Genomic DNA, 23,952 nt, shown 5'->3' on the forward strand with positions numbered 1-23,952 from the left:
GAAAGGCAAACGGCGTGAGACGGCGCAGCGGACAAGACCAGAGGAAGAGACGATGAACGTGACCAGAGAAGCGTTGCGACAGAAAGGACTGTGGCTGGGAATCTGCATGGTTCTGGCCATAGCAACGGCGGCAAAGGCGCAGGTGACCACGACGACGGTGCAGGGCACGATCTATCGCGCAGACGGCACAGCGGCGCAGGGTACGGTCATTGTGAACTGGCCGGCATTCTCAACAGCAGCCAACCAGGCTGTGGCCGCGGGCAGTACCACAGCAACGATCGGCGTGGATGGATTCCTGACACTGAGTCTGGCAGCAAATGCCGGAGCGTATCCGGCAGGGACTTACTACACGGCGATCTACCACCTGGATGATGGGACGGTCAGCAAGGAGTATTGGGTGGTGCCAGCAGCAACGACTGCGGCGATCTCCTCGATCCGCGCAGAGCTGGCGCCGGCCACCGTCGCCGTGCAGGCTGTCACGAAAGATTATGTGGATACGTCGATTGCGGCGATCACGGATGAGTATCTGCCGTTGAGCGGCGGCACGATGACAGGCGCGCTGCTGCTGAACGGCGATCCGTTCTCGGGAACACAGGCGGCGACGAAGCACTATGCAGATACCCTGGCTGCGGCCATGGTGCCGCTGGCGGGCGCGACGATGAGCGGCACGCTGAGCCTGCCAAATGCGATCGCCAAGCTGCCGAGGGTAGATATACGGCATCCGGATTTCGGATCGGGATGTGCGAATGCGGCCGATCCGACGGGGACAGAGGATTCAACATGCGCCATTACGGCGGCGGTGGCCTATGCGCAAAGCGTCTCGGCGAACGGGCAGACGCCGACGGTGTATTTTCCGGAGGGCACGTACAAGATCAGCAGCGCGCTGCGTCTGCCATGCGCTCTGCACTACACCGGCGACGGACCGAGCGCCACGACACTCGAGCAGACAGGCGATGCAGCCAACGCGATCACGGTCTACAACGGCGGCGCGCTGCTGGATGGATATCTTTGCGCGGGCAGCCTGCAGGATATGCAGATTACGACGAGCGGATCGCATCAGCATACGGCTGACCTGGTGGAGCTCGACAGCGCACCGGGGTTCAAACTGAACCGGCTGCGGCTGTACAACTCCGGCGGCCGCGGGCTGCAATTAAATGGCACGAGCGAACGCATCGAGTCGAACGATCTGCAGATCGATGCAGTGCGCTGGCCTCTGATCCTGACGACCAATACAAATGAGGATCACTTCTTCAAGACGAATATCGATGCCCCTGGTTTTGCCGCAGACAACTACTGCTGGGGCAATAACTGCCCAAATGGTGTGTTTCCCGGCTATGCGTGGGCGACAGCGCAGACGCTGGTATCGGCAAGCGGGAATGGGACGACGCTGACGGTAGTAGCGCAGGGCGGAACGGACAGTGGCAACACGAATGGAGCATCGCCGCTGGGAGTGGGACATTGGTTCGAACTAACGGGAATTGCCAACGTCACGGCGATGAACGGCTTCTGGCAGATCACAGGAGTGACGAACAATTCTCCGGCCAGCGGCGAATACACGCTGACAGCAACATCGACAGCAAGCGGGACGGCGACGGTGACAGGCGCGAGCTTCCTGCCGGCAATCCTACCGGAGAACCATGCGGCGGTGTGGATGGCGGGCGTGAATGTGGGCTTCTATGGCGGATCGATCAAGCCACTGTATGCCGAAGGAGGCTTTCAGGTCTTCAACAGTGAGGCAAGCCAGATCACGAACTTTTATCTCGAAGGCTTTCCGGAGAATGGGCAGCCGCACATGAATGCAGGCATTACGGTGGGTGGTCTGCTGCCGCAGACAACGCTGGGAGGCTCTCTCGCTACAGGAGCTCTGGCGGTAGCAGCCAACGGCGCATGGTTTCCTGACTACTATAACGATCCGGCAGATGCACAGGCGGCCAGCTGCATCAGCTACGTGATGATTGCGCCAGAGGATTTCACATGGGGCAGCACCACGGCCTCAACCTATGTGAGCGGCATTACGCAGGGGCAATACGAGATTGCGTGCGTGAAGGGCTTTGCCGGAGACGGGAATCTCTATCTCGCGACACGCCAGGTAAGCGCGTACGGTTTGTATACGACGACCGCCCCGGCGGCCATTGTGTGGCCTGCGGGCTCGCTGGTGGAGATGATCAGCAGCTCCACGAGCTATGGCAACGGACTGCTGGTGAGCGCGACGCACATCAATGCCATCGATGCGCCGGGCACGAACTGGGCGGCGGACTGCAATGACAGCGGGGCGCTGACATGTGCCGACCTGATTGCAGGCGTGATTCCCGATAGCGTGGGAGTCGCCATCCCAGGAAATACGGGAGCGAGCGGACGCACGGCACAGCTTTCACTCCTCAACGATTCGCTCTATTCGGGGTCCGCGGAGATGTATGGGCAGGGCTATCTGAAGGTCCACAGCAGCGCGCAGGTGACGGTGCTCGGTGCGGGAGCAGCGGCTTCGACAACAGGCGAAACAAGCGAGGTAGCGAACGGTCAGTTTCTGAACGGCGCGGGCTTGCCGGTGGTGATGGCCGTAGCGTATCCGACAGGGAAATCGGCATGGGTCTCCTATATAAATCCGGCCGCAGGCATTATGGCGAACTCCAACACCGGACCGTTCTTCGAGAGCATGGTGAATGGGTCCTCGGGACAGGCTGTGAACCTGGGAGCGAATCCGGGCGGAAGCTCTGCGCTTGGTCATCAGTTTGCGACCTCGAGCTGCTGGTATGACGTCGGACCGTCCGCGAGCTCGACACATGCGGAGAACCGCTTCTGCATGAAGGGTGGTCCGGGGCTTACGGGATCGGCGGCGGGCTGGGAGTACGACGTGTGGAGCGGCTCAGCATGGGTGGGAGCCTTTAGCCTGGCGGCGCAGGGTTCGACAGCGAATGCAACCGTAAGCGGTGCGGAAGAGGTGCAGGGCGCGCTGAATGCAGCGACGATCAATGGAGAGATCACGGTCGACGGTGTGACCTATGCCAGCTTGAACGCAGCATGGAGCGCGGCGGTGAGCGCAGCGACGGCGAGCGGACAGAACCAGACAGTGCGGCTGGGAGCAGGAAGCTTTGCTGTATCGGCAACGCTGAATGAGCCAACGAACGGGGCGTGCGTAAACCTGATCGGCTCGGGCGGAACGACGGTGAACGCAGGCAGCTCGGCGGCAACCACGCTGACGGTACCTGCGAGCCTGGGCGGAGATGTCTTCTATCTCGGCAACACAGCCCAGGCGCAGGGCTGCAGCTTCAAGGATTTTGTGATTCTGGCCGCAACCAATGCGACACACGGCTTCGAGATGCAGTGGTTCCGCGGGCTGTTGATCGATAACGTGACGGTGAACGATACGACCGCCGAGGGTGTGCTGCTGGGCGAGGAGTCGACGACCGCTGGGCACCAGGCGAACTTCCTGCTGCGGAATGTGACGGTGAGCTACAACGCTTCGCTGTTCACGCCGGCGAGCCGGCCTGCGTATGGGGTGCATATCCAGAAGACTGCGATAGACAGCCACCTGGATGACATTACGGTGCGCAATGCGCTGACGGCGAGCGTCTACAACGAAGGCACAGGCAACACGGGGTATCTGATTCACGGCTTCGGCTATCCCTATACGTGTACGACGGCGCCGTGCTCGAATACGGCGACATCGAGCTCGGCTGCGAATGCCTCGTATGCGACGAACTATGTGATCGAAGATATAGGCGGCGGGGGAAGTATCTGGACAGATACGTACCTAGATAGCCCGGCGATTGCCGGGTTTTATATTGGCGCGGATGGGGTTACGGCGCATGGCGGGCACATCCAATGGCCGGATCTGACGAGCTTTCCGGCGGCCAACCTGGCATATGTAGCAGACGGAGTTACAAATAATCTGATGCTGGGAAATATCGACTGCCTGGAGATGAACACGGCGGTGAACTGGATCACGTATGCGGGCACGTCGGGCAATCCTCCGACCTTCAGCACGGTGCATGGGCTGACGGGCTGCGGCAATTATGTACAGGCACTGAATCCGGAAGAGGTGACGGGGTTCTCGAGCGGCGGCGCGAATATCAACGATCCCTCGGGAGCGGTACCGCGGGTCTGGTCGACGCCGATTGCGGCGGCTTCGAGTTATCCGGCCTATGTGGCTCAGCTTTATACGGGCTACGAAGGCGATGTGATCCAGGGACACTTTTCCGGGGTGAGTCCGTTTTTCAACGTGACATACCAGGGCACGATCAAATCGAATGGCGGCATTGCGCTGGGCACAGTGCTGAATACCGCATCGACGCTGACCCTGACGAATGCGAACAAGAATGTGATTGCGAATGCGGTGAGCGGGGCACAGACGATCACGCTGCCGAGCTGCTACACGGCGTGGCCGGACAAGGCATCGCCGACGGGGCTGGAGTTCACAATCATCAAGTCGGATACTTCAGCAAATGCGGTGACCCTAGCGACGGTGAGTTCGCAGAACATCAACTATGCCGGAACTTCAGCGACGACGCTGGCGATCTCTGCGGCGGGAAAGCGGACGCTGATCTGCGGGCCGGATTACAACTGGTACGCCTTCTAGCTGTTGCGCGCAGAGCGACTCGCCTTCGGCCTCCGCTCCCTTTGGTCGCGATCTGGGGATCGGATGAGAGTTTAGATTCCCACGTCTCAAAATCGAGACGTGGGGCACCCGGTTCTTCCTGGCCATCGTTGATTGGATGTGGTTGTTTCTTCGGCTTCCTTTGAGGTTTGTGTGAGATCCACCCATGACCAACGGCCTGTCATGGGTGGGGCACCCGCTGTTTTACTTCCTCACGCAAGCTAACTTCGGACCTGTATGGGCCTCCCGGGGACTTGAGTAAGCGTCACGGACAAACGCGGTTGTTTTGGACGGGTATGCATTCTGAATGCGAGATTGCTGCGGCGATTGCGGGAGCGGAAAGGCAGGAACTGGATTCGATCCTGCTTTTGGGCCAGAGGCTGGAGTGGAACGACGGGAGCGAAAGGCTGGCGGTATTGCTGGCTCGGTCGTGGCTGAGGATTCGTGACCGCGAGGGGCAGCGGATTCCGCTGGTGCCGAACCGGGCGCAGCAGCTATATGAAGAGCGGCGCGGGCAGCGGAACATTGTGCTGAAGGCACGGCAGATGGGAGTAAGCACCTGGATCACGGGGCGCTTCTTTCTGAAGACGATCCTGGTGCCAGGGACGCTGACGGTGCAGGTGGCGCACACGCAGGAGGCGGCGGAGGCGCTGTTCCGGATGGTGCACCGGTTTGTCGAATCGCTGCCGAAGGAGCTGCGGGCGACGATGCGGACGTCGAAGTCGAATGTGCGGCAGATCGGCTTTGCGTTGCTGGACAGCGAGTACCGGGTGGAGAGTGCCTCGGACGGGAATGCAGGGCGCGGACTGACGATGACGAATCTGCATGCCTCGGAGGTGGCGCGGTGGCCGGGCGATGCGGGGGAGACGCTGCAGGGATTGCGGGCGGCTCTGGCGCCGAGTGGAGAGTTGGCGCTGGAGTCGACACCGATGGGTGCGGGTGGGTGCTTCTGGAACGAGTGGCAAGAGGCGGAGCCGGGTGGCACGGTTCGGCACTTCTTTCCCTGGTGGCTGGAGCCGAGTTATGTGAGCCAGGCGGTGTGCGAGACGATGCTGACAGCCGAAGAGCGGCAGCTGATGGAGGTAGAGGGATTGAGCTGCGCGCAGATCAGCTTCCGGAGACAGTTGAAGGCGAACTTTCGCGGCCTGGCGAAGCAGGAGTATGCCGAGAGCGCGGAAGATTGCTTCCTGAGCAGCGGGATGTGCGTCTTCGAGCATGACGCACTGGCCAAGCTGGAGCGCGAGGCACGGGAGCCGCGCGAGGTCCAGTGCCATGGGCAGCTGCGGGTCTGGTATCCGGCGGCAGCTGGGCGACGGTATGTGGTGGCGGTGGATCCGGCTGGCGGCGGCGCGGAGGGCGACTGGTCGGCGGTGCAGGTGGTGGAGGTAGAGCAGGGCATCCAGTGCGCGGAGCTGGCGGCGAAGATGGGCGGCCTTGAATTGGCGCGGGAGGTGGAGAAGCTGGCGCGGGAGTATAACGAGGCCTTGGTGGTGGTGGAGCGGAACAATCATGGCGCTGCCATCCTGGCTTTTCTGACGACGGTGTGCCAGTACGCAAAGCTCTACGAGCAGGATGGGATGGCGGGATGGCTGACGTCGGCGGTATCGCGGCCACAGATGATTGCAGGGATGGGTGTGGCGCTGATGGCATCTCCGCAGGCATTTCTGAGCCGGCGGTTGATCCGGGAATGCAGGACATTTGTACGGCATCGGAACGGGAAGATTGCGGCCCAGTATGGGGAGCATGATGACTGCCTGATGGCCATGGCGATCGCGCTGGCGGTGCGCGGGGAACTGATGCTCAAGAAGTAACTTGGGGAAAGTGAGGAGCGCTTGTTAGGATTCCGGCACTGCACACGCCTGGGAAGCTGTGCCTTCCCACCAAGCGAAGCTTGGATGGGGCACCCTGCTTCCTCGTTGTGCTGGAAACCGCAGGTCCCTCCGCTTCGGTCGGGATGACAGGCTGGTGGGTCGTGGAGGGAATGATTGGCAATCCTGGCGGTGCAGCATATCCGGCGGATGCGCGGCGGAGCGCAGGGGCAGCTGATGCTGGGGGACGACGGCGAGGCCTGGGTGGTGAAGTTCCAGAACAACCCGCAGCACTTGCGGGTACTGGTGAACGAACTGATGGCAACGAAGCTGGCCGCGGCAGCCGGGCTGACCGTGCCGGACTGCGATGTAATCGAGGTGACGGAGTGGCTGGCGGCGAACACTCCGGAGATGTACATGGACCTGGGCCCTCGGCAAGAGCCATGCCGACCGGGGCTGTGCTTTGGATCGAAGCTGGTGGGCGGGTTGATGCCCGGCAATCTGCTGGATTATCTGCCCGAGGAGCAACTGACCGGGGTGAAGAACCTGGCGGAGTTTGCCGGGATCCTGGCGCTGGATAAGTGGACGTGCAATGTGAATGGGCGGCAGGCTGTCTATACAAAGGGCCGCCGGGAAAAGCACTACACGGCGACGTTTATCGATTATGGATATTGCTTCAACGCCGGAGAGTGGGTGTTTCGCGATTCGCCGCTGCGCGGGGTGTTTCAGCGCAACTTGGTGTATGAAGCGGTGACAGGGTGGGAGAGTTTCGAGCCGTGGCTGAGCCGGATTGAGTCGATGGCGGCGCAGACGGTGTGGGAGATTGCCGAAACGGTGCCACCGGAGTGGTACGGCGGGGATGCTGCGGCGATCGAAGAGCTGGTAGAACATCTGATGTTAAGGCGCAGCCGGGTGCGGGAGCTGGTGGAGAGCTTTCGGGAATCGAATCGGGCGCCCTTTCCAAACTGGGGGAAGAGGCCTGGGGAGTTGCGAAAGTCGCTGTTTGTGGAGCCTGCGTGGAGCGATAAGTTTTCTGGTGGGCGGGTGATGTAGGTGACGAATAAAACAAAGAGGCGGGGTATCGTGAGGAGAGGCCTGAGAGAGCTTGAACGCGCGCATTCCATGTGAGTTCTTCCTGGTGCGGTACGTGCCGGACCCGATACGCGGCGAGTTCGTGAATATCGGCGTGCTGCTGCGCGAAGCGGGGCGACCGGAATCGGCGACGGTGCGCTTCACGCGTGACTGGAGCCGGGTGCGATGCATCGATCCGGAGGCGGATACGGAGATGCTGGAGGCCCTCGAAGGCGAGCTGCGGCAGCGGCTCACGGAAGAGGGCCAGCCGGTGATGAAGACCATGGCCGAATCGTTCTCGCAGATGGTGCAAGTGACCACGGCGAAACCTTCGCTGGCGGAATCGATGGTAGCGGAGATGGAGCTGCTGTTGCGGCTGCATGTGGAGAACCGCAAGCGGGAATCCGCCGCGCGCAAGAGCGGGCGGATGATGATCCATGGGCGAATGCGCTCAGAGTTCGAACGGGCCGGGGTGTGGGAGCTGATGCGCAAACGAATTCCGGTGTCGAGCTACACGCGAGCGGGCGATCCGTTGAAGATCGATTGCGGGTACCGGCCGAACGGGGTAATCAAGGTGTTTCACGCGGTGGCGCCAGACACGGATACGGAGCTAGCGAAGGTGCTGGCTTTCAGCATGGAAGGCCTGACCAAGGGGTTTGCAGAGAAGGAAGGCGCGGCGCTCGACTTTGCCGCCATCGTGCAGCCTCTGACGGCACTCGCTGGCGATCCGGACCGGGAGGAGCAGTACCGGTTTTCGCTCGAGACGATGGAGTCGAAGGGAATCCGCGTGCTGACGACAGAGAGGCTGCCTCTGATCGCAGAAACAGCCCGGCGGGAGTTGCGGGTTTAGGACGTATCGACATAGGGGTAGGTAGGAAAGCACTGACTTACATTTGCAATTGTCCTCTCGACCGAAGCGAGCTGTAGGCACGCGCAGCAGATATGCCTGAGGTTTTCGCCGACACGGGCAGAACTGCAGGTTTCTCCACTTCGCAGGACGGTGAAGCTATCCTGCTCCGGTCGAAATGACAACTCTTTACTGCTCTATGTGGGTACGATCTTGGAGCAGGATTGGTGAGGCGGGCATGGCTTGAGGCCATGCCCTTTTCTTTTGGGCGTGAGTGAAGAGAGCGAGGGCGTGTGAGCTGGAAGAATGCGATGGATAAGGCATGGAAGCAGCTGGGCGGTGCACGCCACAAAGAGGCAGGTAGCAGCGCGGATCTGGCTGCAGCAGAAGAGGTAGCGAAGCGGCGGACGATGGCGCTGCCCTCAATATTCGGCCCGTATCCGGTGGCGAATCATGCGCTGCCCAAGCCGACACCAGCGAATCTGCGGCGCTTTGCCGAGACGCCGGTAGTACGGCGGGCAATCAACATCATCAAGGATCGCGTGGCCAGCATGGACTGGCAGGTGCGGTTGAAACGCGACTTCACGCCGGACAGGGTGGGCTATGCGGCGCGCAAGCAGAGGGCGTTGCGACGAGCGCTGGAGGAGCCGAACAATACGGACAGTTTTCGCACACTGCTGGAGCAGGTGCTCGAGGACACACTGGTAGGCGGATTCGGAGCGATTGAGATGGAGGGGACCGGTGATCCGGAACGGCCTTTCTCGCTGTGGCCGGTGGATGGGGGGACAATCCAGATCAATCCGAAGTGGGATGGCTCGGCGAGTTCCCCGCGCTATGCACAGGCAACAGGCCTGGCGGGAACGACGGGATTGATTCCTCTGAAAGACGATGAGCTGATCTATTTGCGGCTGAATCCGCGCACGCATACGCCGTTCGGGCTGGGGTCGCTGGAGGTAGCCTTCGAGACGGTGAACACGCTGCTCAGCGCGCACCGATTCGCTGGCAAACTGGCGAGCAACGCGGTGGTGCAGTATGCGCTGTGGATCGACGAGACGACGCCGGCGCAGCATGAGCGGCTGATCCGCTGGTGGCAGGACGAGATCGAGGGTACGGGACGGGTGCCGATTCTGAGCTCGGTGCAGAAGCCCGAGGTGCTGCGCTTTGCGCAGGGCACGGATGCCGATCTGCGGCTGAACTGGCAGCAGTTCCTGATCCGCATGGTGGCGAATGCCTTCAATTTGCCTCCGCTGCTGCTGGGCCTCGAAAACGATGTAAACCGCTCGACGGCGGGAGAGCTGGTCGATGAGGCCTTCCACAGCGCGATTACGCCGCTGGCGCGCCTGGTGGCCGAGCACATCACGCGGGATCTTTTCGCGAAGAAGCTGGGCTGGCGCGAGTTCGAGTTCGTCTTCAACGAGCTGGATGCACGGGACGAGATGTCGGAGATCCAGATTCAGACGGCATTGCTCGCGGCTGGAGTGCTGACGGTGAACGAAGTGCGCGCCATGCGCGGGCTGGCTGCGCTGCCGGGAGGATCGGTGGCGTTGCCGAATGCCGCAGAGCTGGTAGAGGTGGGAAAGGCGGTGCTGATGCAGTCGACGGAGTGAAGTGGCAGTTCGCACAGAACGAAAGACCAGGGGGAAAACATGAGACTGGAGGCACTGGCACTGGCGCTGCCGGAATTTGCCGACCATCCGAACCGCGTGGACTTTGAAGGCGTGTTGACGATGGTCGATGAGCCGAGCAACCGGCCGCCCTCAGGCGCACGAGGACACCGGGTGATCTTTGCGCGCATGGCAGCGATGGCGGCTCTGCCCTCGCTGATCGGCATGGCAGTGGATTTTTCGCCGGAGTGGGACGGGCACGATGCACGGCGGAAGTGCGGCATCATCACCGAGGCTGAGCTGGAAGGAAAGCGGCTGGTGGTGAGCGGCTATCTCTTCGGGAAGGACTTCCCCGAAGTGCGGCAGCAGATGCTGCGCACGGCACCGGGCACGATGGGGATGTCGTATGAAATCTCCGACGCGCATGTGGCCGACATGAGCGCAGAGATCTGGACGCTGACGCGGGCAACCTTTACCGGCGCGGCGATCCTGCTGCGCGAGAAGGCCGCCTATCGCAATACGTCATTCGAGCTGAAGAACCAGTCCTGTCGAGGCGCTCCGCTGCACGCACGAGCGCGGACGACAAGAACGGCAACAGGGCTACAGCGGGAGAAAGCGAGGGAGAAACGATGGAACTAGAAGCGGGAGATCTTCTAAACGCGATGACTGAATCGATGGAGCGCCTGAACAGCGCGGCCAGCACGCTTGAGCGCGCCGCCGCCGCGATGGGAGAGCGCTCGACCGCGGCTGCCGGCGAGCTGAGCCGCATGGTGGCAACCGTGGAGCAGAGCGAGCCGACCGCACGCGAGCGCGAGCTGGAGCAGCGGCTGGCGGCAGCGGAACAGCGCATTGCGGAGCTGAGCGCGCAGGAAGCGAAGTCCACTTCCGTGCGCAAGACATTGCCTGCAACAACGGTGCAACTGCTGGCCAAGCAGGGTATTGCATCGTTCGAAGGGCTCGAGGGCGGAGCACTCGATGCGGCGCTGGCCGGGCTGAGCCTGGAGCAGCGCATTGCCGTCAAATCGCAGCTACTGCGCGCCGGGGCTCTTTCCTAGAGCAGCAAGGAGAGAGGCAGGAACGGTCCGCTGCGGCGGGCCTTTTTCATTTGAGCAGCAGGCACGGCCTGCAGAGGAGCGACGAGAGCATGCGAGCAAATTTCTATGACATCCACGCGGCGGCTGATTACATCGGGCCTGGCGCGATCGAAGTTCCGTTTTATCAGACGGAGATCACCGACATAGTCCGCCGGCGCAGCCTCTTCGGGCAGCGCATCAAGCAGGTGCCGGCGACGGGCCATCCTTCGCGCTTTTTCGAGGAGACGGCGATCCCGGTGCCGGGCACTGCGGGCTTCGTGGATCCGCGCAACATTGCGGCCCCGGTGGTGAGCCCGACGCGCGTGGAACGCAGCGTGCCGCTGAAGGCGGTGGTGGCGCAGCTGAACTACAACCTCTTCGACATGGAGTTGGGCACACAGCAGAAACAGTTTGCCTATCTGCAGGCGAAGGACCTGGTGGACACGATCGACGGCGTGATGATCAGCCACGATGTAGCGCTGTGGAACGGCAATGACACTTCGCTGACCACTCCAACCACGACGCAGTACTACGGATGCGCGGCACAGATCGCAGCCGGCGGCAATACGACGACGATCGGCACGGCGGACAGCATCGTGGATGGGCTGAAGTCGACGATTGCGCTGATGGTGGCGAGCTCGAGCTTCGCGGTGCGGCCGACGGCAATCTACGCGAACCCGGTGTTGCTGGACCTGATCGATCGCGAGATGAAGTCGGAGTTCAACGTGGTGCTGGGAACCAAGGAGATCACTTCGGGCTTCACAGTGAAGATGCTCTCGACGCAGGCCGGGGACCTGCCGCTGATCCCAGACTGGTCGCTCTCGTACACAGGCACGCCGGGCTCGGGCACAGCCGTATTGCCGGCGTACATCGTGACCGAGGACATGATCGAGTATCACTGGCTGAGCGATCCGAATCCGCGTGTCTTCCAGCTGGGTACGCCGAGCACGCTGGCTTCGCAGTATGTAGTGGTGAAGTTCGGCGCGCCGGTGGTGAAGGGCGCAAACTACGCGCACTACCAGGTCCTTGTCGATCGATAGGCAGACCGGTCATGCGTGAGGCTTCGCGCAACTGCGAAGCGATGTAACGAACCGGGCGGGCCATACCTAGTCTGCCCGGTTTTCTTTTCGTGAGGAGATGAGCATGGGCTATCTGCAACCGACGCAGTATGCGAGCTATGGACTGGCAGCGGACGTGACCGACGACATGATCACGATGGCCTCGGCGCTAATAGATGCGCATTGCCGGCGAGTGAGTCTGAATCCGACGCAGTATACGGAGCGGCTGCGCATGGTAGCCGGATCGCAGACGGTGCGACTGTCGCATCTGCCGCTGACAGTGGTTGCGCCGGCGACGTTGCCGTTCGTGAGCATCCAGGCTCGCTATGCGAAGCCCCGGCGTGGTGAGTTGGTGTTTCCGCTGCAAGAGGAAGTGCTGTGGGCTTTCTCGCTGCCAGGGGCGTGGACAACGGTCGATCCGACCACAGTGGACTTTGTGGCGGAAACCGGCGAGCTGGTTTTTCCGCTGAATATTCTCGGACTGCCCTACAACGAAGTCGAAGTGGTCTATACGGCGGGACTGGCAACCATTCCTGATCCGATCCTATGCGCCTGTGCACAGATCGTGAAGAACGCCGAAGCGACCACTGGCGGCAATGTGAAGCAAAGCAAGATGGACACGATGACGATGCAGTACTTCTCGAACTCACTCATCGATGCCAACGTCGAAGCGATGCTCGCACCGTGGGTTTCCACCAGGCTGGGCTGAGGGAGAAACCAAATATGGACCTGAGTACACAACTGCCGAATAGCTACTCGCTGCAAGTGGCGACAACGCTGCTGCGTGCCTGCGGAGGTGCTGCGGCCACGCTGCTGATGCCTCCGGCAACGGGCGACACCACGGATGCGGGACAACTGGGGATCGACGCGCCGAACTTTCAATCGCTGGTTCTCACGCCATCAGTCTTCCGCAAGATACGCGCGACGATGAGCGAGGGACAGCCTGCGAAATATGAGCTGTTGATCGCAGCGGCCGCGATCGCAAACGCAACAAACACCCTCCAGCTGGCATCGACGGACACACTCTTCGCGATGGCGGCAGGCGTCGTAGTAGACGGCAAGCTCTACCTCATCGAGGCAACAGGCGTCTCCGAGAACCTCGGCGAAGCCTATCTCTACCGGCTGCTGCTGCGCGAATCCACGGCAGAGTGGCCGATGCAGAGCGGCACATAAGAAGAGAGGCGGCGATGCAGAACGCAAAGGACAGTTTTTATATCACGCTGCGCAACCGGCTGGCGACGGTGAATCCGAATCGCACCATGACACTGCGCGGCATCACGCGGCCGGGCATTCTGGTAGAGGACGCCGAAGCTCCGATGCCTCAGATGCTGCTGGACGCCTTCACGCTGCGGTGGACAAAGCTCGAAACGGACACGCAACTGCCGTCGATCCTGGCACAGATAGCCTGCGAGATTCACTACGCAACAGCGGGCACGCAAGGAAATATGGAGCTCGATCGCGGGCGCGCGCTCGAAGAGATGGATGACGAGCTGCTACAGATCCTCTGCCCGAGCTCGACACCGAAATATAACTACACCACCACACCGGCCACGCAGATGGGCACGATGATCTTCTGGTCGCAGGCGCTCTTCAGTACTACGACCATAACCCGTGAGCGGCTGGAGCGCGTGGCAACCGTGAACGTGTTTGCGTTTCAGGAGCAGGGGGAAGCATGAGCACAACTCTCACGGCGTTAAACCCGATGCCTCCTGCAACGCGACGCGTACGCGCCTACTTTGCGCCGGTGACGCGTAGCACGCAAACACCGACGGTCTTCGACCCTTCCGTGAATGGACTGTTTTCGCTCTCATCGCCGCCTGCGCCATGGGTCGATCTTGGATGGATCGAGGACTTCTCGCGCAAGTCGCTGAGCAAGACAGGCACGCTGGTGACCGGATCACCGGGCACGACGCAGTACCAGGTGCGCGAGAGCGTGGATGCCAGCGTGAGCTTTCGCTTCAAGACATGGAGCAAGCTTACGATGGCGCTTTCGGCGGGATCGCAGCACATGAACCTGCTGGCTCCGGCAACGGGCGCGACGCAGAATGCCTCGGGATCAAAGGCTGCAGCAGCGATTGCACTGGCAACAACAGGATCAACGGCAACATTTCTCTACCCGAGCAGCACAGCAGGATTTGCAGCAGGCGACATCGTTGCAGTCGATGCGGATTATGCAGGACAGACGGGCTTTGTGGGCACGGGTGTCTCGGCGGCTTATGTGTCGAGCGCGGCGGCGGTCAATGATGACCCGGACTATATCCGGCGCGTGACCTTCAACGTAGCACGAGTGACACAAGTGACGACGAGCGGGCTGCAATTGGCATCGGCGCTGATCGGAGGCGCACCGGCCGGCACGATGAAGGTCCAGCAAGTGCTGGGATTCGTCGATCGCGAAGGTGGCAACTTCTTTCAGGAGTGGTCCGGACTCTTCGTCATGCCGGGCGAACAGGGCGAGCGGATTGTTTTCTACTATCCGCGTCTGCAGGCAATGATCGGCGCGGCCGAGACGACCACCACGCTGGTTGCGCCACTCGAACGCATTGCATTGAGTGCGTCATTCCGCGCGCTGCCGGTGACCGATACAAACGATGGGCAGACCGTGGTCTGCTTCCGCAGCTATCTACCCAGCGCGATGACGCTGGTATAAGCAGGAGCTTTTGTGAAGCTGACGATCGATAACCACGATGGCAACGGCTCGGTGGATTACTCCTCCACGGTAGTGACAGATGCGAAATTTCGTATTGAGCGGCCATGGAACGCGCCCTGCCTGTGCGGCTTCACACTGGCACCTGCAGCGATGGGTCTGCCGGTGCCGACGAGAAACGGCCGCGTGATCGTAAGCGACGATAGCGGCGCTTTGCTCTTCACCGGATATGTGGCGACAGAGCCGATGTTCACGCTGGCGGGACAGGCGAGCGCAGGCGCAGTGTACCAGACAACCGTATTGGCGGTGAGCGACGAAATTCTGCTCGACCGGCAGCCCATACCGCAATCTTTGCCCGGTTATGCGCAGGAAGCGAACGAGCTGCTGCGTGCGATGCTGGCCAGCTCCGCCACCAGCGGGCTGAGTTTTACCGGCCTCGCCGGCTCGACCCTGGTAAACGAGTTTCAGGCTGATCCGGGACAGAGCTGGGCGCAGAATGCCGGAACGCTGGCATCGATGATGCGAAGCGTGTACCGCGTGCTGGACGGCGAGATTTCCCTGCTACCGGTGGGCAGTACAGTTCACACGTTAAGCGATGCGGATGGCACATTGAATCCCGCCATGCTCGAGTCCTCGATGGTAAAGGGCGTAGCAAATGACGTGACCGTGTGCGGCCCGAGCGAGCCATGCGCGTATGTGACCGAGCTCTTCGAAGGCGACGGCACAACCGTGCTCTTCAACCTGACAGAGCTGCCCTATATTCCTCCCGCCTCGAAGACGAAGCCTCTGGTGGAGCTCTTCCAGGAGCCTTCCATTGACACCCAGGTGTGGGCCATCAACGATTCCGGCTCGCGCCTATCACTCACTGCGGATGGATTGACGTGCACCGGCGGCGACGGATTCCTGGGCGACACGGTGCTCTCCCTCGTGAACCAACTGGAGATTGGCGGATCCCTGGTGCTCGAAGCGGGCGGGGTGCAATTCGGAGTCATCACCAGCGGGATTCTGAATGGGATCTATGGCGGATCGTTCACGCTGGCCGATTGCGTGGCGGGATTCCAGATCAGCCAAAGCGGGGGGGGCACGTCGATCGCGCCGGTGGTATACGGTACGGCTTCGGGCAGCAGCTTCACAACGACCGCTGGACATATGTACACCTTGCGGTTACGTATTTATTCGAACGAGCAACAACGCCTATTGCAGTCCTACATCTCGGCGGATGACAGCGGCACGCACACCTATGGCGGCACTTATATAACGGCCGCTGCATCCCTGCTCTTCGAAGTGCAGGATACGACGGGCGGCGTGGCACAAACACCGGTTGTGCTCTATGAAGGAGCGTTGACCGCCGCGCCTTCGACATGCTCGATGGCGGTGCTGAACAGCGCGAGCCTGGAGTGCAGCGTGGCCAGCATGAACATCACGCTGCAGGGGCCGGTATGGGTGGAGAGTACGCCGCCGGGCGGCAGTGCAATCGTACGGCGGATCGGCACAACGGCGCAGGGCGCGGACTGCACGATCGAACGCACGGGAAGATTGCATTTCTACGCAACAAGTGTGCCCGCTGCCGGTGAACTGATTGGCATTTCCTATCGCACGACGCATCGCTCGGTAGCGCGATTGGCAAGTGCGACGAGCATCGCCACGGAAAGCGCAGGTGGGCTGCTGCCAGGTACGGCGGTGTGGATCGGCACAGTGACCAGCCCTGCGCCGCGCAGCTCGGTGGACTGCGAGAATGCTGCGACGGCAATCCTCGATCTTGGCACCAGCCGAGGCGCAGCGTGGAAGGGCACATACACAGGCTGGAACTTCGAGACGCAGGGCGATATCTGGCCGGGTGATCTGCTGGCGCTCACGGTGGCCGCAGCAGATCTGACTGCGAATGTGGTGGTGCGATCGGTTGTGCTCGATATCGAGAACAGCGTGCCGGAATTGGTGAAGTACGCGATCTCATTTGCCAATGACTGGGCCGATGCGCTGGCGATCAAGAGCTCGGCTACGGTGCCAACTACAGTGTGGTTGCCGCAGCAGCCGCAGACCGTGGAGCCACTGGCAAATCTTTCCGGGCTGACGGTGACATCGGTGACAGGCAGCGCCATTGCGGTGAGCACGAATACTACACCACCTGCGGGCGGAGGCTTCGAGGTGCGGAGGCGCGACTGGTCCTTCGGTCCGGTGACGAATTCGGACCTGGTGCTGCGTAGTCCGGTGGCCAACTTCACGATTCCACGCGAGGCGGTCATGGAGCAGTATTACATTCGCATGTATGACGGCTCGACACCGCCGAATTACTCGCGCTTTTCGAGCGCGGTCTTCGTGAATGTGGCGCTTTGATGGCTGAGACAGGCGAAGGCACGGGGAATCGGGTACAACAGAAGTTGAGGATTTTGCCCGATGTCGTTGTCACGCCCGATTGCCATTTATTACGAACAGCCGCGCTGGTTTCTGCCGCTCTTTGCCGAGTTGGATCGCCGTGGAACCCCGTACGTCAAGCTGAATGCGACGGAACATGCCTACGCGATCGAAGATCACCCCGAGCAGAAATACTCGCTCGTGGTGAATCGCATGAGCCCTTCCGCATGGAATCGCGAGCACGGTGACTGCATCTTCTACACGCTCGGCTTTCTCGATCATCTCAAGCAGCGCGGCGTGCGCGTCATCAACGGGCTTACGGCATTCCGCAATGAGCTGTCCAAGGCCGCGCAGCTCTCACTGCTCGACGAGCTTGGGCTGCCTTATCCCAAGGCACGTGTGATTCATCGCGCCTCACAGGCCGTCGCCGCAACGGAAGGCCTGCGCTGGCCGGTGGTGGTCAAGCCGAATATCGGCGGCTCGGGTGCGGGCGTGAAGCGATTCGACACGCCGGAGGCGCTGACCGCCGCTGCCGATGCGGGTGAGCTCGCCTTCGGTCTCGATGCGACAGCGCTGGTGCAAGAGTTTATCCCGGCGCGCGGCGGCCACATCGTGCGCGTGGAGGTGCTCAACGGCAAGTTCCTCTATGCCATCAAGGTCCACATCACTGGCGAGACATTTGACCTGTGCCCGGCGGACATCTGCCGCACTGCGGACGGCGCGACGCTGGATGCCAGTCTCGCAGCCTGCCCGCTCGAGGCACCGAAGGCCGGCCTGCGCATCGAAAGCTACGAGCCACCAGCCGAAGTCATTGCGGACGTGGAGCGCATCATGGCCGCCAGCGGCATCGAGCTCGGCGGCATCGAGTACATCGTCGATGGTAGAGACGGGGACGATCGCGACGGACAGCGGCTCTACTACGACATCAATGCCCTCTCGAATTTCGTCTCCGATGGTCTGCATCTCGTCGGCTTCGATCCTTTTGTGAAGCTGGCCGACTGGCTCGAAGCTGAAGCGTCTCGTGTAGAAAGCGAGGCCAACTGATGCGCTATGGATTCTGGTTGCCGGTCTTTGGCGGATGGCTGCGCAATGTCGACGACGAAGGCATGGAAGCGAGCTGGGATTACGTCCGCCGTCTCACCCTCCGCGCCGAAGAGCTGGGCTACGCGCTCACGCTGATCGCCGAGCTGAATCTGAATGACATCAAAGGCGTCGAAGCGCCTTCGCTCGATGCCTGGTCGACCGCAGCGGCGCTGGCCGCAATCACCAGGAAGCTCGAGCTGATGGTCGCTGTGCGCCCCACCTTCCATAACCCGGCGCTGCTGGCCAAGCAGGCTGCGAACATTGACCGCATCTCGAACGGCCGGCTGACGCTGAATGTTGTCTCGAGCTGGTGGAAGGACGAGGCCACGAAGTACGGCATCGCCTTCGACGAGCACGACGATCGCTATGCGCGCACCTCGGAGTGGCTCGACGTGGTCGATGGCTGCTGGCGCGAGCAGGGCTTCAGTCATGAAGGGCGCTTTTATCAAGTGAAGGAAAATATCCTCTCGCCCAAACCGGTAGCGCAGCCGAGACCGCGTCTCTACGCGGGCGGCGAATCGGAAACCGCAAAGAACCTGATCGCGCAGAAGTGCGATGCCTACCTCATGCATGGCGATGATCCGGAAACAGTAGGCAAGAAGATTGCCGACATGCGCCGCCGGCGCGAAGCGCTGGGGCTGCCGCCGATGGTCTTCGGCGTAGCCGGCTACGCCATCGTGCGCGATTCCGAAGCCGAGACAAAGCGCGAGATCGAGCGCATCACCGACGTGCAGCAGTCGGCGCGCGGGTACGCAAATTATCAGCAGTGGATCTCCGGCTCGAAATTGGAACAGAAAATCTCGCTCGAGGACTACTCCGTTTCGAATCGCGGCCTGCGCAGCGGCCTGGCTGGCACACCGGAGCAGGTGCGGCAGCGCATCGCAGACTTCGAGGCCGTCGGCGTCGACCTGGTGCTCTTGCAGTCAAGCCCGCAGATGGAAGAGATGGAGCGCTTCGCCCAGCAGGTCATGAACGGCTAGAGCAGAATCAGGACAGATATACCCGGCTGGCACATGCTCTCCGTGGCCTTTTCCTCAAGAAAAGGCCACCTGCATCCACTCAGCATCGGCACGGTTGTCCTGATTCTGCTTTAAAGCGGCGCGCCTTTGCCCTCCGTAAGCGCGATCAATTCTGCCAGTGCTCTTCGGTCAGGAAGAGATGGAATTGCGGTGTTCCGCGCAGGCCGGCTAGCTCTTTGTCCTCCATCAGGTGCTTGCGGTCGTCGAAGCCATCGCTGAAGGCGGCGCGCAGGCAGCGCATGGCAGCGTCGAAGTTTCCCGACTGCGCGTAGAGCTTGGCGAGAGCATAGTTCAGCTGCGCTTCAGCCTCCGGCGTTCCCATCTCGGCGATGCGTGCCAGTGATTCGCGGATAAAAATCTCCGGATCGAGCACCAGCGCCTGCTGATATGCGGCCAGCCCCTGGCGGTACTTGTGGTCGGCAAAATAGGCCGTACCGAGGTTGCAGTAAAACGCCGCCGTGTTCGGTTTGGAGCGGAGAGCGCGGCGGTAGTAACTCTCGGCCTTGTGATAGCTTTTCTGACCGTAGTACACGGTGCCGAGATTATTGAGAGCCTCGGCATAGTTCGGCTCGAGCGACAGCGCCTTCTCATATTGCATGCGGGCGAAGTCGAGCGCGTACATATGCTGATAGGCAATACCCAGCTTGTTCCAGATCACCGCTGAGTCGTGCGGACCCCTGCGGTACGCATCGATCGCAGCCAGGTACTGGTGACGGACCATGAGCAGATCGCCCTGGGTCTCGGGAGGAAGAGCGGCAAAGCCATCGCCCGACGTTTCCGGAACTTCGAGCTGGGGAGATCGGCCTTCCGCAAGCCGGGAGACATGGGAAAGGTCGAAAGCAGCGGGAAGCGCGCCAGCGACCGGGTGGGAAAGCGAAACCGGGAGCTGGGCAATCAGCCGGCCCGGAAAGAGAAGCGGGAGCACGAGAGCGGTGACGAGAACCAGGGAGTGTGCGCGCCGCGTTGCCGGAGGAATCATAACGACCTCCTTTGGCATAGAGCAGCCGAACGTGGAAGGCATTGTGCGCCTCTGGAGGGCATTTTGCCAAGTGCTCAGGGAGAGGCGGGGTTTGGCGACGCCAACATGTTCTGACGATTCGGTTTGGAGATCGGCCGCCCTTCGGATATACTCATACTTTGTCCGGAAGTGGCATTTTTCTCTGTGCCTGCCGGCGAAACTTCCAGTCAAGAAATTTTGACGACCAAGATTATTTGAGGAGCGCAGTTCCATGCCGAAGCGCACATTTCAACCCAATCGCCGCCGCCGTTCGAAGGTTCACGGCTTCCGTAGCCGTATGAAGACCAAGAGCGGAGCCGCCGTGCTCTCGCGCCGCCGCGCGAAGGGCCGCAAGCGCGTCTCCGTGAGCGCCAGCTACCGCGACTAGTTCGCGTCTTCCCTTTCCTGATTTCTTTCCCCGAACGAAATCGAGCGATGCGATTCCCGGCAGCCAGTCAATCGGCTGCCGATCTGCACTCCTGCCAAGGAGTCCGCTCCGATTTAGAGGGAAAATAGGTCTATGCCGGACGATACGCCACAGCTGCGCGATGCCCGCCTGCGGAAGCACGCCGACTATCAGCACGTGTATCAGCAGAGCCGGAAGCATTTTTCGCCCTCGATGACCTATTTTTTCCGGCTGCGCGAAGACGATATGCCGGTCGAGGTCGCACGCGTGGGCCTGACTGCCGGTCGCGTGCTGGGCAAAGCTGTCGACCGCAACCGCATCAAGCGGCGGATGCGCGAGGCCGTGCGCGCCCACCTGCCTCAGCTGCCCAACCGGGTAGACGTCGTTCTCCATCCCCGTAAATCCGTAAAAGATATGGACTTTGCCCGGCTTTCGGGCGAAGTTGCGCACGTCTTCGGCAATGTCCGCGCGCTGATTGAGAAGCGTGGCGCGAAAACCACTGCTCACCCCCGGGAAACGGCATGAAAGGAAAAGGCATAAAGCGGTCCGCGATTTGGCGCCGGACAGCGGTGGAATGGGCTCTGGCCGGTTACAAGCTGGCGGTTTCGCCCCTGCTGCACGCCGTCAGCGGACGCGCCGGAAGCCAGGCAGGCGCCTGCCGCTTCCAGCCCACCTGCTCGGAGTACGCGGCCATCGCCGTCAGCGAGCACGGACTCGTGCGCGGCGGCTGGATGGCCCTGCGCCGCCTGGCGCGCTGCCATCCCTTTTCCAGAGGCGGCTTCGACCCCGTCCCCGCGAAATCCGAACATCCCGACCACAAAGATTGCTGCCCCCGATGGGCAGCGGGTGAAAGCCCACTGCGGCGCGCCCGGTAAGATGAATGAGGGCCGGACAATACTGCCGGCCGGAACAGGATAGTCGTTTGCCAGAGATACAGAATCCGAATCAACAGGGCGGCACCGGTGGTGGCGGTCAGGACATGCGCACCACGCTCGCCTTTTTTGGCCTTTTTCTGCTGGTCTTCTTCGGCCTGCAGTATTACCGCTCCAAGAAGGCACCCGAACCGGCCCCGGCTCAAACCCAGTCCCAAAGCCAGAGCCAGTCCGCACAGCAGCAGAGCGCCGCGGCACCGCCGGCTGCGGCCAGCCCTGCTCCGGATGCAGGCAGCGCAGTCGCTGCCGTGGCCGCTGCCGGCGAGAGCACGACTGTCATCGAGAATGAGCTCTACAAAATCACCTTCACCAACCGCGGTGCGCAGGTGAAGAGCTGGATTCTGAAGAAGTACACCGATGAAGACGGCAAGCCGCTGGACCTGATCCATCAGACCGCCGCGGCGAAGTTCGGCTATCCGCTCTCGCTCTTTACCTACGACGCAGGACTGCGCAGCAGGCTGGCCAGCGCTCTCTACGTCGCCTCGGCGACCGGCAATCTTTCGGCGCCGAATACGCTGAGCTTCGACTACTCGGCCGGCGGCCTCCTCGTCCACAAGAGCTTCAGCTTCGATTCGTCCTACGTGATCCACGCCAGCGTGAAGGTAACCCAGAACGGCGCGCCGGTATCGGCGATGCTGGCCTGGCCTTCGGGCTTCGGCGACCAGAGCACGCTGCCGCAGTATGCCGGCGGCATGCTCGATTACTCGCAGAGCGGCAAGGACGATCAGATCGCCTTCAAGAAAGTGGTCGGCGGCGACACCCTGCGTGGGCCCTTTGACTGGGCTGGCGTAAGCGACCTTTACTTCACGGCCATCTTCCTGCCGGACAGCCCCTCCGATGCCACGCTCGTGAGCCTGAGCAACACCCTGCAAATTCCCAAGAACCCGAAGAAGCCGGAACCGAACCAGACCGAGTCGGCCTCCGTGCTGGGCGCGGCCATCGGCAGCGGCGCGGGCACTGTCGAGACGCGGCTCTTTGCTGGTCCGAAGTCGCTCGACGTGCTTGGCTCAGTCCATGCGGCGGACGGCACCAATCTGCAGAAGGTGGTCAGCTTCGGCTGGTGGGGCATCATCTCGAAGCCGCTCTTCTACCTGCTGCGCTTCTTCCATGACCACGTGATCGCCAACTGGGGCTGGGCCATCCTGCTGCTCACGGTGATCCTGAATATCGCCATGCTGCCGACGCGCATCAAGATGATGCAGTCGTCGCTGAAGATGCAGCGCATTCAGCCGGAGATGGACCAGATCAAGGCCAAGTACGCCAAGTTCAAGGCCACCGATCCGCGCAAGCAGGAGATGCAGCAGGAAATCTTCGCGCTGCAGAAGCGCGAGGGCGTGAACATGTTCGGCGGCTGCGTTCCCATGCTCATCCAGTGGCCGCTGCTCTTCGGCTTCTATCGCATGCTCGGCAACGTAATCGAGCTGCGCCACGCGCACTGGCTCTGGCTGCCGGATCTGGCCTCGCCCGATCCATGGCACATCCTGCCGATCTTCGTGATCGTCTCGATGTTCCTGACGCAGTACTTCACGCCCTCACCGGGCGTCGATCCGGCGCAGCAGAAGATGATGGCTTTCACCATGCCCGCGGTCTTCGGCTTCATGATGTGGAATTTCGGCTCCGGCCTCTCGCTCTACTGGGCATGCAGCAACTTCATCGGCGTAGCCCAGCAGATGATCATGAACCGGACCGGCATGGGACGGGAGATCCGCGAGATCCAGTTGAAACGGGCGCAGAAGCAGCGCGGAAAAGTAATCAACGCGCGAAGATAGAACCAAAACCAGGCACGAAGGCGCCCTTTCCGGGGCGCCTTTTCGTTTTTGCATGACCGGGACGAAATCTTTCCCGGAGTGAGATACTAAAACGATGCCGATTGAAGATTACTCTGCTGCGGCGCAGAAGATCGCTGCGTTTCTCAAGATTCTGACGACCACCGGCGGCCTTCGGCTGAAGTATCGCATCACTGCAGGCTCTGGCGCCGCCGATCCGGACAAGCTGGAAGCGAGAGAGATCTACGTGGAGCTGGCAGGCCCTGACGCAGGTCTGCTGACCCAGCGCGGCGGCGAGCTGCTGCGCGCGCTCGAGCACGTGGCGGCAAAGATCATCCGGCTCGAAAACGAGGAGCACGACAAGGTCTCCTTCGATGCCAACCAGTTCAAGGCCATCCGCGCGCGCGAGCTGCGCCTGGCGGCAGAAACCGCTGCGGAACGCGTGAGAAAGACAGGCCAACCCTTCAGCTTCGCGCCTGCAAGCTCGCGCGAACGGCGGATGCTGCACCTGGCCTTCCGCGGCTATGACGATCTCGAAACGTCGTCGACCGGCGAGGGAAATTTCCGCTTTGTCGTTGCCTATCCCAAGGGCTACGACACCAGCAAGCTCGCATCGTTGAGCGCCGCACGTCCCGCCACAGGCAGGCCCGAACGATCCGGCGGACGCGGCCGCCGCTAGAGCCGCTTTCAAGCCCAAG

At 61.5% G+C, this 23,952-nt stretch carries 21 protein-coding genes; 20 read left to right on the forward strand and 1 reads right to left on the reverse strand.

Annotated features, from left to right (window positions below; translation table 11 throughout):
* Nucleotides 1-52 precede the first annotated feature (52 nt).
* From ESZ00_RS07735 to ESZ00_RS07805, 15 genes are all read left to right on the forward strand, one after another.
* A complete protein-coding gene (locus ESZ00_RS07735; RefSeq protein WP_164981392.1) occupies nucleotides 53-4,576 on the forward strand; it encodes a glycosyl hydrolase family 28-related protein in 4,524 nt (1,507 codons plus the stop codon).
* Nucleotides 4,577-4,890: 314 nt separating this feature from the next.
* The gene (locus tag ESZ00_RS07740) at nucleotides 4,891-6,405 is read left to right on the forward strand and encodes a terminase large subunit (RefSeq protein ID WP_129207525.1); all 1,515 of its coding nucleotides are present in this window, start codon (nucleotides 4,891-4,893) and stop codon (nucleotides 6,403-6,405) included.
* A gap of 174 nt (nucleotides 6,406-6,579) precedes the next feature.
* The gene (locus ESZ00_RS07745; RefSeq protein WP_164981393.1) at nucleotides 6,580-7,455 is read left to right on the forward strand and encodes a HipA domain-containing protein; all 876 of its coding nucleotides are present in this window, start codon (nucleotides 6,580-6,582) and stop codon (nucleotides 7,453-7,455) included.
* A 52-nt stretch (nucleotides 7,456-7,507) separates the two neighbouring features.
* The gene (locus tag ESZ00_RS07750) at nucleotides 7,508-8,323 is read left to right on the forward strand and encodes a DUF3037 domain-containing protein (RefSeq protein WP_129207526.1); all 816 of its coding nucleotides are present in this window, start codon (nucleotides 7,508-7,510) and stop codon (nucleotides 8,321-8,323) included.
* A 290-nt stretch (nucleotides 8,324-8,613) separates the two neighbouring features.
* Complete coding sequence (locus tag ESZ00_RS07755) at nucleotides 8,614-9,927, forward strand: phage portal protein (protein WP_229741027.1); 1,314 nt, start codon at nucleotides 8,614-8,616, stop codon at nucleotides 9,925-9,927.
* Between the two features lie 39 nt (nucleotides 9,928-9,966).
* Entirely contained in the window at nucleotides 9,967-10,563 is a 597-nt protein-coding gene (locus tag ESZ00_RS07760; RefSeq protein WP_188590838.1) for a hypothetical protein, read from the forward strand.
* A 23-nt stretch (nucleotides 10,564-10,586) separates the two neighbouring features.
* Nucleotides 10,587-10,979, forward strand: a complete 393-nt coding sequence (locus tag ESZ00_RS07765) for a hypothetical protein (RefSeq protein WP_229741028.1) — start codon at nucleotides 10,587-10,589, stop codon at nucleotides 10,977-10,979.
* Nucleotides 10,980-11,068: 89 nt separating this feature from the next.
* A complete protein-coding gene (locus ESZ00_RS07770; RefSeq protein ID WP_129207528.1) occupies nucleotides 11,069-12,037 on the forward strand; it encodes a hypothetical protein in 969 nt (322 codons plus the stop codon).
* A gap of 103 nt (nucleotides 12,038-12,140) precedes the next feature.
* Nucleotides 12,141-12,764, forward strand: a complete 624-nt coding sequence (locus ESZ00_RS07775; protein ID WP_129207529.1) for a hypothetical protein — start codon at nucleotides 12,141-12,143, stop codon at nucleotides 12,762-12,764.
* Nucleotides 12,765-12,778: 14 nt separating this feature from the next.
* Complete coding sequence (locus ESZ00_RS07780) at nucleotides 12,779-13,228, forward strand: hypothetical protein (protein WP_129207530.1); 450 nt, start codon at nucleotides 12,779-12,781, stop codon at nucleotides 13,226-13,228.
* 14 nt (nucleotides 13,229-13,242) lie between these two features.
* Nucleotides 13,243-13,731 (forward strand): hypothetical protein, encoded by a 489-nt coding sequence (locus tag ESZ00_RS07785; protein ID WP_129207531.1) that lies wholly within the window; start codon nucleotides 13,243-13,245, stop codon nucleotides 13,729-13,731.
* Nucleotides 13,728-14,702 carry a hypothetical protein gene (locus ESZ00_RS07790; RefSeq protein ID WP_129207532.1) on the forward strand — a complete coding sequence of 325 codons (975 nt, stop codon included), beginning with the start codon at nucleotides 13,728-13,730 and terminating at the stop codon, nucleotides 14,700-14,702. Before ESZ00_RS07785 ends, ESZ00_RS07790 begins: the two co-directional genes overlap by 4 nt.
* 12 nt (nucleotides 14,703-14,714) lie before the next feature.
* The gene (locus tag ESZ00_RS07795; RefSeq protein ID WP_129207533.1) at nucleotides 14,715-17,033 is read left to right on the forward strand and encodes a hypothetical protein; all 2,319 of its coding nucleotides are present in this window, start codon (nucleotides 14,715-14,717) and stop codon (nucleotides 17,031-17,033) included.
* Nucleotides 17,034-17,093: 60 nt separating this feature from the next.
* A complete protein-coding gene (locus ESZ00_RS07800; RefSeq protein ID WP_129207534.1) occupies nucleotides 17,094-18,095 on the forward strand; it encodes an ATP-grasp domain-containing protein in 1,002 nt (333 codons plus the stop codon).
* Nucleotides 18,095-19,114 carry an LLM class flavin-dependent oxidoreductase gene (locus ESZ00_RS07805; RefSeq protein WP_129207535.1) on the forward strand — a complete coding sequence of 340 codons (1,020 nt, stop codon included), beginning with the start codon at nucleotides 18,095-18,097 and terminating at the stop codon, nucleotides 19,112-19,114. Before ESZ00_RS07800 ends, ESZ00_RS07805 begins: the two co-directional genes overlap by 1 nt.
* A 145-nt stretch (nucleotides 19,115-19,259) precedes the next feature.
* Here ESZ00_RS07805 and ESZ00_RS07810 read toward each other — a convergent pair whose 3' ends face one another.
* Nucleotides 19,260-20,132 (reverse strand): tetratricopeptide repeat protein, encoded by an 873-nt coding sequence (locus tag ESZ00_RS07810; RefSeq protein WP_164981394.1) that lies wholly within the window; start codon nucleotides 20,130-20,132, stop codon nucleotides 19,260-19,262.
* Between the two features lie 250 nt (nucleotides 20,133-20,382).
* Here ESZ00_RS07810 and rpmH point away from each other — a divergent pair, with 250 nt between their 5' ends.
* The 5 genes from rpmH (at nucleotide 20,383) to ESZ00_RS07835 (ending at nucleotide 23,933) form a co-directional block, all read left to right on the forward strand.
* Entirely contained in the window at nucleotides 20,383-20,538 is a 156-nt protein-coding gene (rpmH, locus tag ESZ00_RS07815; protein ID WP_129207537.1) for a 50S ribosomal protein L34, read from the forward strand.
* Nucleotides 20,539-20,670: 132 nt separating this feature from the next.
* Nucleotides 20,671-21,081 carry a ribonuclease P protein component gene (gene rnpA / locus ESZ00_RS07820; protein WP_129207538.1) on the forward strand — a complete coding sequence of 137 codons (411 nt, stop codon included), beginning with the start codon at nucleotides 20,671-20,673 and terminating at the stop codon, nucleotides 21,079-21,081.
* A complete protein-coding gene (yidD, locus tag ESZ00_RS07825) occupies nucleotides 21,078-21,431 on the forward strand; it encodes a membrane protein insertion efficiency factor YidD (RefSeq protein ID WP_129207539.1) in 354 nt (117 codons plus the stop codon). The genes rnpA and yidD overlap by 4 nt, the downstream gene beginning before the upstream one ends.
* Before the next feature lie 47 nt (nucleotides 21,432-21,478).
* On the forward strand, nucleotides 21,479-23,257 hold the full coding sequence (gene yidC / locus ESZ00_RS07830; protein ID WP_129207540.1) for a membrane protein insertase YidC: 1,779 nt from the start codon (nucleotides 21,479-21,481) through the stop codon (nucleotides 23,255-23,257).
* Between the two features lie 94 nt (nucleotides 23,258-23,351).
* Nucleotides 23,352-23,933, forward strand: coding sequence for a Jag family protein (locus tag ESZ00_RS07835; RefSeq protein WP_129207541.1), 582 nt, complete (start codon nucleotides 23,352-23,354; stop codon nucleotides 23,931-23,933).
* Nucleotides 23,934-23,952: the final 19 nt, after the last annotated feature.

The organism is Silvibacterium dinghuense, assembly GCF_004123295.1.
GTDB lineage: Bacteria > Acidobacteriota > Terriglobia > Terriglobales > Acidobacteriaceae > Silvibacterium > Silvibacterium dinghuense.